Origin of the sequence: Nocardioides sp., from assembly GCF_034670285.1 — a bacterium.
GTDB lineage: Bacteria > Actinomycetota > Actinomycetes > Propionibacteriales > Nocardioidaceae > Nocardioides.
Genome location: NZ_JAXMNS010000070.1, coordinates 1 through 11583, shown reverse-complemented (window position 1 = coordinate 11583; position 11583 = coordinate 1). Strand labels below are relative to the sequence as shown.

Sequence of the window (11583 nt, the reverse complement as noted above, 5' to 3'; positions counted from 1 at the left end):
CTGGTCGACTCGACACAACCGGTGAGGCTGATGTCGCCGCAGGTGCGGAAGCGGACGGTGCGCTCCTCGACGGTCTCGCCGGAGCGCAGCGGGTTGAGCGGGGTCTCGCTCATCAGCATGTTGTCGCGCACGAAGACGCGGCGCTGGTGGGAGAAGTAGATACTGGGGATCTCGATGCCCTCGCGGCCGATGTAGTCCCACACGTCCAGCTCGGTCCAGTTGGAGATCGGGAAGATCCGCATGTGCTCGCCCTCGTGGATACGCCCGTTGTAGAGGCTCCACAGCTCGGGGCGCTGCATCTTCGGGTCCCACTGGCCGAACTCGTCGCGGTGGGAGTAGACGCGCTCCTTGGCGCGGGCCTTCTCCTCGTCGCGGCGGCCGCCACCGAAGGCGGCGGTGAAGCCGTTCTCCTCGATCGCGGCGAGCAGGGTGCCGATCTGCATGCGGTTGCGGCTGGTCTTGCCGTCGTCGACCACGGAGCCGTTGGCGATCGCGTCGTCGATGCTGGCCACGATGAGCTTGACGCCCAAACGGTCGACCCAGCGCGCACGCGTCTCCTCGACCTCGGGGAAGTCGAGGCCGGTGTCGACCTGGAGGATCGGGAAGGGGATCTTCGCCGGGTAGAAGGCCTTCTCCGCCAGGCGGAGCATGACGATGGAGTCCTTGCCGCCCGAGAACATCAGGACGGGCTTCTCGAATTCGGCGGCGACCTCACGGAAGATGTGGATCGACTCTGCCTCGAGCTGGTCGAGCTGGCTCAGCCGGTAGTCGGCGTGCGTGCTTGTCATGAAAAAAGTGGGCCTCTCGCGGGATTGCAGCAACGGTCATCGTAGCGACGACCGTGGGCGGTGGGCGAAGCGACGTAGGTGTCGACGCAGTCACGCTACTGGATCGCGGCCGCCGGTTGCGCCACGCGCCGCGATGTGGCGTGACCTGGGACACCGTTAATCGTCGAGGGCTCAATCAGATCATCAGTCGCAAGGGTGGTCCGCGTGCCCAGTAATTGCAGTCAGTCGTTCGGCACCCCGGACCAAGGCGGTCCCGTCGGGCTCCCGCGGAGGGTGGTGCTACGCACCGGCGCGAGCGCAGCGTGGGCTGCGCCGGTGATGATGGCTGCCTCGGCCGCGCCGTTGTACGCCGCTTCCGGTCCGGCAGCGGTGACCAGCGTCCGCGACGACGGAGCGCTCACTATTTCGGTCATGTTGACCAACGCCAACACCGGCTCGGGTGGCCAGACCTCGCTCGTGGTGACAGCGACGCCCAACACAGGGGTCGGCACGGTGAGCAGCAGCGACCTCATGATCATCTCCGCCGACGGCTGGGCCTTCGTGGACCGTTCCGGCAACAGCGGTGGCCGCACCTACAACTTCAGTTGCGCAGAACCTCCCGGAGCATCGAACTCTACGAGGACGGCGCAACCACCTTGGTCTTCACGGTCCCTGTCGTGGAAAACGTTGCGGGTGCCTCCAACGGCAGGGTCGCCGCCATCCCAACCACGACCAACGGTGGTGCTGCCGGGAGCGCGAGCGTGTGGACCTGAGTCAGTCGGAGCCGAAGAGGTCGCGGGTGTAGACCTTGTGCTCCACGTCGGCGAGCGTGTCGGAGCGCCGATTGGCGATGATCACGTCGCAACGCTGCTTGAACTCGTCGAGGTCGTTGACAACCTCGGAGTTGAAGAAGTGGTCTTCGTTGAATTCGGGCTCGTGCACCACTACCTCCACTCCCTTGGCCTTGATGCGCTTCATGACGCCCTGCACGCTCGACTCACGGAAGTTGTCGGAGCCCGACTTCATGATGAGGCGGTAGATGCCGACCGTGGTGGGGTTGCGACGCAGGACGTCGTCGGCGATGAAGTCCTTGCGCGTGGTGTTGGCGTCCACGATGGCGCCGATGAGGTTCTGCGGGACGTCGCGGTAGTTCGCGCGGAGTTGTCGGGTGTCCTTGGGCAGGCAGTAGCCGCCATAGCCGAAGCTCGGGTTGTTGTAGTGCGAGCCGATCCTGGGATCGAGCCCGACGCCGCCGATGATCTGGCGCGAGCTGAGCCCGTGAAGGGCGGCGTAGGTGTCGAGTTCGTTGAAGTAGGCGACCCGCAGCGCTAGGTAGGTGTTCGCGAAGAGCTTGATCGCCTCCGCTTCGGTCGGGTCGGTGAAGAGGACCGGGACATCTTGGTCGATCGCTCCTTCCTGAAGGAGCGCCGCGAATTGCTTGCCGACCGGCGAGGTGTCGCCGACGACGATGCGCGAGGGGTGCAGGTTGTCGTAGAGCGCTTTGCCCTCACGGAGGAATTCAGGGGAGAAGATGATGGTCGCGCCGGGGTGCTCGTCGCGCACGCGGGCGGTGAAGCCGACCGGGACCGTTGACTTCACGACGACGGCGCACTGTGGGTTGCGCTTGAGTACCTCGGCGATCACCGACTCGACTGACGAGGTGTCGAAGTAGTTGGTGACCTCGTCGTAGTTGGTGGGGGTGGCCACGATCGCGAAGTCGGCGTCGGCGTAGGCGGCGTCCTGGTCGAGGGTCGCGGTGAGTCGGAGCGGCTGGTGGGAGAGGTAGTCCTGCAACTCGACGTCCTCGATCGGGGCGATGCCCTGGTTGAGGAGGTCGACGCGTTCGGGGTCGAGGTCGACCGCGACCACGTCGTGGTGCTGGGCGAGGACTACGGCGTTGGAGAGTCCGACGTACCCGAGGCCGGCGACTGCGATCTTCATGGCCGCAGGGTACGGGGGAACTGTGCCCTGGGGGTGACGGGCCGGTGACGGAGGGACTTGCGGTGTGCCACGAGCTGGGGAGTGACACGTGGTGCCCTGTGCGCAAAGATCCCGGCAGGGCCGCGAGTGCCCGGGTCCATGGGGGACTTCTGCGTCGACCAGCTTCGAGGAGAGAACATGTCCGAGCTCGTTCCAGGTGCCAGCCGTCGCAAGGTGTTGAAGGGTGCCGCGTGGACCGCGCCGGTGGTGGTGATGGCGAGTGCCGCTCCGGCCTTTGCCGTCAGTGGGCCGGCGGCGCTGACGACCATCATCGAGGAGGCCTACAACGAGGTCCGCGACGAGGTCACAGTCCTGACGGTCATCACCGAGGTGACCAACGCCAACACCGGGTCGCCCGGGGCTGTGACGACGGTGTTCACCGTGTTGCCGACCGGCGGCACGATTACGGATGCGGATCCGACGGTCTTGAACCTCGGCGCGGGCTTTGTCTTCGTCAGCAAGGCGGCGGCTGGGGTCGGCGGGTACTCCTACACCTTCACCAACGGCAACTTCCCGGGCGCGCCGGATGCGACGTCGACAATATCGCGGGCCTTTGCCTTCGCCGTGCCCGTCACGGGGCTCTCGGCAGGTGGGGTCAACGTGGTTACTACGCCGACGACTGGTGCCTCGGCGCCGGCAATTGGGAGGGCTTGGATCTGAGTTGGGGGTGGTGGTTGGGGGGTTTCGAGGCTTAGGCCCCTAGGGGGCCTTCGCACCTCAACCGGCGTTGGGGCGCGGGGCTTTGTCGTCGGGCTCGTTCCTCGCCCTGCTGAGCCTCCGGGGGTGGCGGGTCGCGGGGCTTCGTCGTCGGGCTCGTTCCTCGCCCTGCTCAGCCTCCGGGGGTGGCGGGTCGCGGGGGCTTCGTCGTCGGGCTCGTTCCTCGCCCTGCTCAGCCTCCGGGGGTGGTGGGTCGCGGGGCTTCGTCGACGGGCTCGTTCCTCGCCCTGCTCAGCCTCCGAGGGTCGCGTCTAGCGGCGGCGGATGCGCTTGGTGGGCTTGCTGGACTTGGTGATGGAGCGGAAGCCGGGCTTGGTGGTCGTGGCGGTGACCTCGAGCCGCCTGCCCTGATGCTTGGGGCGGAGCTGGAGGCGTGGCTTGGTCTGGGCTCGGTAGACCTTCTTGCCGGCTGACCAGCGGTAGCTGGTGGTCGTGCCGGAGTCGCGGCCGGGTACGACGGCGCGCAGAGTGCGGCCGACCTTTGGGCGGCCGTTGATGCTCGGGCGCTTGCGGCGGGCCTGGCGGCCCTGGGTGACTACGCGAGTGGGGTCACTCACCATGGCGACCGGGATGAAGTCGGGCTTCGAGCCGGTCACCGCGAAGGTGATGCGCGAGCCGAGGTCGGCGGCGCGCACGCGGTAGCGGGTACTGCGCGCGCCCGGGATCGCGTCGCCGTCCCTGCGCCACTCGTAGTCAAGGGTCGCGCCATCGGCCCAGTCGCCGACGGTCGCCGTCAGGCGCTTGCCGACGCGGGTGGTGCCGTCGACGGTGGGCACTGGGGTGGGGAAGAGGACGAAGGGGCCGGCGAACTCGACCGTGCGAAGGCAGGTGCCGCACGTGGCGCCGAGGGTGGCGGCGTACGTCTCGATGTCGATCGGCTCCGACGAGCGCAGGGGAAGCTTCGTCCGCGCTGGGATCGTGACGGACGCGCTCTTGCCGAGGGCGGAGTCGGGGATCCGCCAGGTGAGGGTGTTGCGCATCCGGGTGACGCCGTCGGGCAGGTCGCCGAGTCGGGCCTGGCGCAGCAGGGCCTCGATGTCGATCTTGGCGAGCATGCCGCTCTGCACGACCTTGCCGGTGTTGGTCGTCGACAGGGTCATCGACAGCGGCTCGTCGGCACTCGCCACGTCGCCGGTGGTGGCGACGTCGAGGTCCAGGGTCCAGCGCGAGGGCCACTCCGGTTTATCGGTGTCGAAGAGCCAGTCCTGGAAGAACAGGCGCAGGTCCTGGCGCGAGATCTCCTCCGACAGCTCCATCCAGTCGGCGGTCGAGGCATCGCGGCCTCCGAAGCGCTCGATCCAGGTGGCCATGATCTCGTCGAGGACGTCGGTGCCGAGCGCGGTGCGCATCGCCTCGAGGGTCATCGCCCCGCGGTCGTAGGTCGGGGCGCCGAAGAGGTCGGCGGGGTCGTCGAAGCCGGCCACGGGGACGTCCCAGAACTGGTCGTCCTCGTCGGTGGACTCCCACAGGTCGTAGTAGGTGACTTCAGTGGAGTCGCCGCCGTAGAGCTCGGCCTCGACCTGGGTGGCCAGGTAGGTGGCAGGGCCCTCGTTGAGCCAGATGTCGCTCCAGTCGCTCGGCGAGACCGCGTTGCCGAACCACTGGTGCGCGAGCTCGTGGATCAGGGTGTTCTGACCGACGGTGAACTCGAAGTAGGGGCGGTCCTGGGTCTCCAGGGCATAGCCGAGGGTCGAGGAGTCGACAACGAGGCCGGTGCTCGAGCCCGGGTAGGTGCCGTAGCGGGCCTCGAGCGACTTCAGGATCGGCGACAGCTTGGCGCGGCCGGTCGCAAAGCTCGAGATCGGCGAGATGATCGCGTTGGCGTAGCTCCACTCGGGCGTCGTGCCGACGCTGAGGGGGACGTCGGACGTGGCAGTGAGGTAGTTGCCGATCGCGACCAGCGACAGGTAGGGAGCCTGCTGGTTGGGCTGCTCCCACACGAAGGTGCGGGTGCTGGAGGTCGTGGTGACCTCGTCCAGGACGCCGGTGCTCACCGCCGTCTGGTTGATCGGCACCTCGTCGGCTTCGGGCGGCGTGAAGGGCACGGTGAGGCGGGTGGTGAAGGTGGCCTTGTCGCGCGGGGTGTTGTTGTTGGGGAACCACGTCATCGCGCCGACCGGCTCGTTGAGGGCGACCACGCCACCGCTCTGGGTCTGGGTCCAGCCCTCGGTCGAGCCGTCGGGGTCGGTGTGGGACGTCGGGGTGCCGCCGTAGTTCACGACCGTCGTGAAGTCGCCGCTGACCGGGGTGGCCGGGGTGACCACGAGCTTGAAGGTGTCGGGCTCGGTCACCCGGGTGTAGGTCGCCGCGACACCGTTGACCGTCACCCCGGAGACCGTGAGGCCCTCGAGGTCGAGGGAGAACTCGCTCAACGGTGCCTCGGCCGTCGCCTGGGCATCGATCGTGGCGGTCGCCTGGATCGAGCCGTTGCGGGCGTAGGCGATCGCGAGGTCGTAGTGCTGCACGTCGTAGCCGCCGTTGCCCTGGTGGGGGAAGAGCGTGTCGCCGGCGGTGCGGGCTCCTGCGACTGCCGGGGTGGCGGGCTCGGCTGCGGTGCCGGGGCTCGGGGCCAGGAGCAGGCTCGAGCAGACGAGGCCGGCGATGGTGATCGCGATGCCCGAGCGGGTGGTGGTCGTGGGCTTCACGGGAGGACCAACGAGTCGGGGGTGGGGGTGTTACGGGAGTTTCTGGGGTTGGCAGTCGTGTGCTGGGGCTTCGTCGACGGCCTCGCCCAGGGGCTCGGCCTGCTCAGCCTCCGGCGGTGTGGTTGCGGGGTTTCGAGGCTCGTCGCTAGCGCTCCTCGCACCTCAACCAGCGTGTGGGCTGCCGCGTGGCGCGCTCGGCGCACCTCAACCAGCGTGGGGAGAGGGCAGGCAGGTGCCTCGACGAGCAATTGGGGAGTCATAGCGGGACCGAGCCTACGGCGACGCGGCCCTCCCCGACTACGTTTACGGGTCCGTCGCTGTGGGAGATGAAGACCGACTGGCCCCGTCGTACCTCGATCCGCTCGCTGCGGGAGACCACCTCGACCTCGCCGTCGAGCACCAGGACGGCGCGCGGGCCGGTGGCCGGGAGACGGCGCAGGGGCGGCCGGCCGACGGTCAGGCAGAACTCCGCGACCGGGGGCTCGAGGTGCACGAAGTCGGCTGCGCGCTCGGCGGGAGCCCAGCGTGGCGGCGCGCTCGGCCGGAAGTCGGTGACGGCCAGGAGCTCGGCGACGTCCATGTGCTTGGGCGTCAGGCCGGCCCGCAGCACGCTGTCGGAGGAGGCCATGATCTCGACCCCGAAACCTTCGACGTAGGCGTGCACGATGCCGGCGTTGACGAACATCGCCTCGCCGGGGGCGAGGGTGACATTGTTGAGCAGCAGCGTGACCAGGACCCCGGGGTCCTTCGGGTGGCGGCGAGCGAGGTCGCCGAGGCGGGTGAACACGCGAACGGCCTCGGCGCCGACGCGGTTGTGCGCGTCGCTGCGCTTGGTGTAGTGGCGCAGCAGGTCGCGACGGGCGCGGGCTCCGGCGTGGCGAGCCGCGTCGCCGACCTGGCCCAGCAGCCGGCTGAGTGGTCGACCCTGGAGCGCGAGCGTCTCGGTGACCACCTCACGCAACCGTTCGTCAGCGGCGCCGTCCTGCAGGCGTGCGGCGAGCTGCTCGGCCCACGGGAGGTGGAGAAGTCCGAGGATCTCGACCGTGCGGTCGACGTCGCGGAAACCGGCCAACCCCTCGAACCTGGTCAGGGCGAAGATCAGCTCGGGCTTGTGCCATCGGTCCTTGTAGTTGCGGTGTCCTGCGTCGAGCGGGAGACCGGATTCGTCCTCACGTCGAAAGCCCAACCGGGCGCGCTCGCTGCTCGGGTGGACCTGGAGCGACAGCGGTTCCCCGACCGCAAGCACTTTCATCAGGAACGGCAGCCGGCCCTCGAAGCGCTCCGCGGTGCGTCGGCCGAGGTGGACCTCCGGCTCGCCGGCGATGACCTCGTTGAGCAGCTGCCCGTCCGGTAGCGAAGACGGGTTGCCGTCGTGGGCGCCGATCCACAGCTCGGCCTGAGGCCGACCGGTGGGGGCGTGACCGAGGAACTGTGGCAGCTGCTCGGTCGAGCCCCACGCGTAGTCGCGCACGGCGTTGCCCATGACGAACACGGCGTTGAGCTAGCGGTGGGCTACGGCGTACGGCGGGGGGAGTCGGAGCCGTCGGCTTCCTCGCCCGCGGTCGTGCGTGCGCGCTCCTGCGCGACGTACTGCGGGTCCTCGAGCTGGGCGACGGTCGGGAGACCGAACATCGGCAACCCCTGGCCGCGGCGCAGGAAGCCCCAGACGATCGGAACCAGGACGAGCGTGGCGAAGCCGACCCCGACGATGAGGTAGGGGTGGGTCTCCTCGCGGCCCAAGGGCGCCCAACCGGCCTTGTCGAGCAGCGCGACGCCCGACATCGTCAGGACCACCACAATGCCGCGGCGGATGTAGGACTGCGGCACCCGCGGCGCGAGCTTGCTGCCGATGATCGTGCCCGGCACCGAGCCGATCACCAGCGGAATCAGGAGGTTCCAGTCGAGCCCGTGGATCGCGACGTTGGCGATCGCAGCAGCCAGGACCAGCGGCACGGCCTGCACGAGGTCGGTGCCGACGAGCTTCACCGCGGAGAGGCCCGGGTAGAGCATCAGCAGGGCGACCATGATGATCGAGCCGGAGCCGACGCTGGTGACGCCCACCAGGATGCCGCCGAGCGCGCCGACGAGGAGCGTGACGAAGGGACGGATCCGCGGGTCGGGGTCGCCGTGGTGGCCGCCGCTGCGCACCATGCGGAGGTTGAGGTAGAGGCGCAGCGCGTAGGTGCTCGCGGCCAGGAGCAGCGCGAAGCCGATCGACACCTTCAGCACGAAGTCGAGCTGGTCGGGGTCGCTGGTGATGGCCTTGACCAGGTAGGGCCCCAGGAGGGCGAACGGCACCGAGCCGATGATCAGCCACTTCGCCAAGGTGAAGTTGGGGGAGCCCTCGCGTGCGTGCACGACTGCGCCGCCCGACGTGTAGATCGCGGCCGCGGTGAGGTCGGCGGCCACGACCGTGGCGGCCTCGCCTCCGCCGGCGCCGAGGAAGAGCAGGGCGGGGGTCATCAGCGCGCCGCCGCCCATGCCGGTGAGCCCGACCACGATGCCGACGAAGAAGCCGGCGAACATGATCGAGAAGAACGTGGTGGTGATCAGCTCTTCCACGGCTGCACTCCTTCGGTTGCGGTCAGCACCGGCACGACGACGCGCAGGAGTGAGTCGATGTGTTCGGCGCAGCGTTGCGCCGCCTGCCGCCCGCGGCGGTAGGGGTCGGCCACGTCGAGGTCGGCCGAGGCGGTGCCTCGCCGTTCGCCGAGAGCCTGGAGGAGGTCGTCGCGGCTGAGCCCGGACTCGAGCTCGCCGACCGCCTCGGCCAGCTGGCCGAGGGTGAAGACCTTGCGGAACGACCCGGGGTCGTCGTCGAGGATGAAGGAGCGGTGCGACGCCTCGGCGGTGATGACGAGATCAGCGTCCGCGACCAGGTCGCGGGTGAGCGGTCGGCTGAGGAAGTCGGTGGCCTGGACGCCGCGGGCGTCGGCCAGCGTGGACGACATGACGTCGTCCATCTGGCGGTCGACGAAGCCGCGGGTGCCGGCCGAGGAGAGCTCGAGTGAGCCGCCGGTCTCGGCGACCAGGGCGCGGGCGGACAGCTCCATGTAGGGGCTGCGGCAGATGTTGGCGGTGCAGACGAAGAGGACGTTTAGAGGGGCCTGGGGTTCGTGCTCGGCTCGCGGCGTCTCGATACGCCGGGTCTCGCTGCGCTCGTCCCGGCTACTCGACGACCGGCGGGTGTCGCGGAGGTCGAGGTAGCCGGCGTCGGCGAGGGCGGAGACCACGTCGTCGAGCGCGTCGTCGATCGTGCGGCCGGTGGTGTCGACGCGGACGTCGGCGTCCTCGGGCTCCTCGTAGGGCGAGGAGATGCCGGTGAACTCGGGGATCTCGCCGCGGCGGGCCTTGGCGTAGAGGCCCTTGCGGTCGCGGCGCTCGCACTCCTCGAGCGGAGTCGCGACGTGGACGAGGAAGAACGCGCCACCGGCCTCGTCGACCATCGACCGCACCTGCTGGCGGGTCTCGTCGAAGGGAGCGATCGGGCTGACCACCGCGACGCCGCCGTGGCGGGAGATCTCGGCCGCTACCCAGCCGATGCGACGGATGTTGGTCTCGCGGTCGGCCTTGGAGAAGGTCAGGCCGGCCGACAGGTTTCGGCGTACGACGTCGCCGTCGAGGCTCGTGACGGTGCGGCCGCCCTGCTCGAGGAGCCGGTCCATCAGGGCCTGGGCCAGGGTCGACTTGCCGCTGCCGGACAGCCCGGTGAAGAAGAGAACAAGGCCCTGGGCGTCCAGCGGAGGCTGGTCGGCCTCGACGATGTCGGCCACGAGGTCCAGGGGTTCCCCGGCGTCGACGAGACCGAGGACGGGGTCGACTCCGGCGTAGGCGCGGGTGACCTGCACGCCCAAGTCGTGGTCGACGTCGGCATCGCCGTGACTCGCGAGTGGCACCGCGACGACGTCCGCCTCGGGCAGCTCGTCGGCGACGCGGAGCGTGGCGCGCAGGAGCGCGACGGGGGAGAGGTCGGGGGTGCCGTGGCCGATCAGGGCCAGCAGAACCACCGGGCCGACGTCGCGGAGCTGGTCGAGCTGGGCGTCGGTGATCGCGTCGGTCACCGGCACGAAAGTGCGGCCGGCGAGTCCGGAGGCCGTCGAGCGGACCTCGGCGGGGGAGCGGCGCAGGCTGCGGAACGGGCCGTACTGCGCGGGGCTGAGCGACTTGATCTCGCGCGCGCCGTCGGCGCGGCGGGTCACCCGGGCGAGGGGGAGACCCTCGGGGTCGACGAGCTCGATCGTCTCCTCGTCCTGCAGGTCTGCGGGGACCGCGAGCGTGATCGGGCTGCCCGGCTCGTTGAAGGCCACCACGGGTGCGAACGCCCCGGCCACGAGCAGCTCGAGGTCGTCGAGCTCGCGGGGTGACGGGCAGAGCTGGGGAAGAGAGGGGTCTGACACGGCGGGAATCGTAACAAAGTCCACCGCAATACTGGACTTGAAGCGCCGGGAGGATCTGGGCGACCAATGGTGGTTGAGGTGCGAACGAAGTGAGCCTCGAAACCCGGCGAGGTGCGTGCGGACGGTGAGAGGAGACAGTTGCGGGGTTTCGAGGCTCGGGCCTAGCGGCCCTCGCACCTCAACCAGCGTGGGGGTCGGCTTGGCGGTCCTTGCCCCTCGACCAGCGTGGGGGTCGGGTTGGCGGCCTCGTGCATCAACCAGGGTGTGGGTCGGCCCGGGGCCCTCGCACCTCAACCAGCGTGTGGTCGGCCTGGTGGCCGTCGTGCCTGACCAGCCTGCATCCACATGCGTGGGGTGAGGCGGGATGCTCCACAACTAGAGCGAAAGGCAGTGGCTGAAGGAGCTCGTGAGCGTCAGGGTCCCTAGATGGCCTGGGTCTACATCTTGCTGTGTGCCGACGGCAGCTACTACGTCGGCAGCACCATCGATCGGGAGCGGCGGTTGTGGGAGCACAACTACTCGCACGAGGGTGCCTCCTACACGCGTCGGCCGGGTCGCCGTCCGGCTCGGATGGTGTGGTCAGCCGACTTCTCGTCGATCGAGCAGGCGTTTGCCTTCGAGAAGCGGGTCCAGGGGTGGTCGAGGAAGAAGCGTGAGGCGCTGATTCGAGGCGACTACGAAGGTCTGGTCGCGCTCGCGAAGCGGAAGGCGGTGCAGGAGCGGCTCGGGGGGATCGAGGGTGGTTGAGGCCGTGGGGGTGATTGCGGGGTTTCGAGGCTCACTTCGTTCGCACCTCAACCGGCGTTGGGGTAAGGGGTGGATTGTGGGGGTGGGTGGGGTGCGCACTACCTTTCTGCGCATGGCCGTTATCTCTGAAGACCGCCCCTGGGGCAGCTGGCACGTCATCGAGGACGGTCAGGGCTACAAGGTGAAGCGCATCGTGGTGCACCCGGGCAAGCGGCTGTCGCTGCAGACCCACAAGCACCGCTCCGAGCACTGGGTCGTGATCTTCGGCATGGCCACCTGCACCGTGGGCGAGGACGTCGTGGTGGCGGGACCCGGTGAGTGCATCGACGT

General features: G+C 69.1%; 9 protein-coding genes and 1 pseudogene. 3 read left to right on the top strand and 7 right to left on the bottom strand.

The window, feature by feature from the left end; translation table 11 throughout:
* From cysD to VOI19_RS05395, 3 genes are all read right to left on the bottom strand, one after another.
* The coding region (gene cysD, locus VOI19_RS05405) for a sulfate adenylyltransferase subunit CysD (RefSeq protein ID WP_323791933.1) at positions 1 to 788 on the bottom strand (788 nt) is incomplete at its 3' end.
* Between the two features lie 221 nt (positions 789 to 1009).
* A complete protein-coding gene (locus VOI19_RS05400) occupies positions 1010 to 1300 on the bottom strand; it encodes a hypothetical protein (protein ID WP_323791932.1) in 291 nt (96 codons plus the stop codon).
* Between the two features lie 241 nt (positions 1301 to 1541).
* Positions 1542 to 2708 (bottom strand): nucleotide sugar dehydrogenase, encoded by a 1167-nt coding sequence (locus VOI19_RS05395; RefSeq protein WP_323791931.1) that lies wholly within the window; start codon positions 2706 to 2708, stop codon positions 1542 to 1544.
* Between the two features lie 177 nt (positions 2709 to 2885).
* On the opposite strand from VOI19_RS05395, the gene VOI19_RS05390 reads away from it, so the two are divergent.
* Complete coding sequence (locus VOI19_RS05390) at positions 2886 to 3407, top strand: hypothetical protein (RefSeq protein WP_323791930.1); 522 nt, start codon at positions 2886 to 2888, stop codon at positions 3405 to 3407.
* Positions 3408 to 3715: 308 nt separating this feature from the next.
* Here VOI19_RS05390 and VOI19_RS05385 read toward each other — a convergent pair whose 3' ends face one another.
* From VOI19_RS05385 to cysC, 4 genes are all read right to left on the bottom strand, one after another.
* Entirely contained in the window at positions 3716 to 6109 is a 2394-nt protein-coding gene (locus VOI19_RS05385) for a M1 family metallopeptidase (protein ID WP_323791929.1), read from the bottom strand.
* A 256-nt stretch (positions 6110 to 6365) separates the two neighbouring features.
* Entirely contained in the window at positions 6366 to 7592 is a 1227-nt protein-coding gene (gene manA, locus VOI19_RS05380) for a mannose-6-phosphate isomerase, class I (RefSeq protein WP_323791934.1), read from the bottom strand.
* A 29-nt stretch (positions 7593 to 7621) separates the two neighbouring features.
* The gene (locus VOI19_RS05375) at positions 7622 to 8671 is read right to left on the bottom strand and encodes a sulfite exporter TauE/SafE family protein (protein ID WP_323791928.1); all 1050 of its coding nucleotides are present in this window, start codon (positions 8669 to 8671) and stop codon (positions 7622 to 7624) included.
* Positions 8659 to 10506: an adenylyl-sulfate kinase gene (cysC, locus tag VOI19_RS05370; protein ID WP_323791927.1), complete on the bottom strand. Its 1848-nt coding sequence runs from the start codon at positions 10504 to 10506 to the stop codon at positions 8659 to 8661. The genes VOI19_RS05375 and cysC overlap by 13 nt, the downstream gene beginning before the upstream one ends.
* A 426-nt stretch (positions 10507 to 10932) precedes the next feature.
* Here cysC and VOI19_RS05365 point away from each other — a divergent pair, with 426 nt between their 5' ends.
* The gene (locus VOI19_RS05365; RefSeq protein ID WP_323791926.1) at positions 10933 to 11253 is read left to right on the top strand and encodes a GIY-YIG nuclease family protein; all 321 of its coding nucleotides are present in this window, start codon (positions 10933 to 10935) and stop codon (positions 11251 to 11253) included.
* A 112-nt stretch (positions 11254 to 11365) separates the two neighbouring features.
* Positions 11366 to 11583 (top strand): annotated as a pseudogene (locus VOI19_RS05360) (phosphomannose isomerase type II C-terminal cupin domain); the annotation flags it as partial.

What these genes read in the sequence shown, in the direction of transcription:
- VOI19_RS05395 (WP_323791931.1), bottom strand. Translation starts at nt 2,708, where the DNA reads ATGAAGATCGCAGTCGCCGGCCTCGGGTACGTCGGACTCTCCAACGCC.
- VOI19_RS05365 (WP_323791926.1), top strand. Translation starts at nt 10,933, where the DNA reads ATGGCCTGGGTCTACATCTTGCTGTGTGCCGACGGCAGCTACTACGTC.
- manA (WP_323791934.1), bottom strand. Translation starts at nt 7,592, where the DNA reads ATGGGCAACGCCGTGCGCGACTACGCGTGGGGCTCGACCGAGCAGCTG.
- VOI19_RS05390 (WP_323791930.1), top strand. Translation starts at nt 2,886, where the DNA reads ATGTCCGAGCTCGTTCCAGGTGCCAGCCGTCGCAAGGTGTTGAAGGGT.
- VOI19_RS05400 (WP_323791932.1), bottom strand. Translation starts at nt 1,300, where the DNA reads ATGAGGTCGCTGCTGCTCACCGTGCCGACCCCTGTGTTGGGCGTCGCT.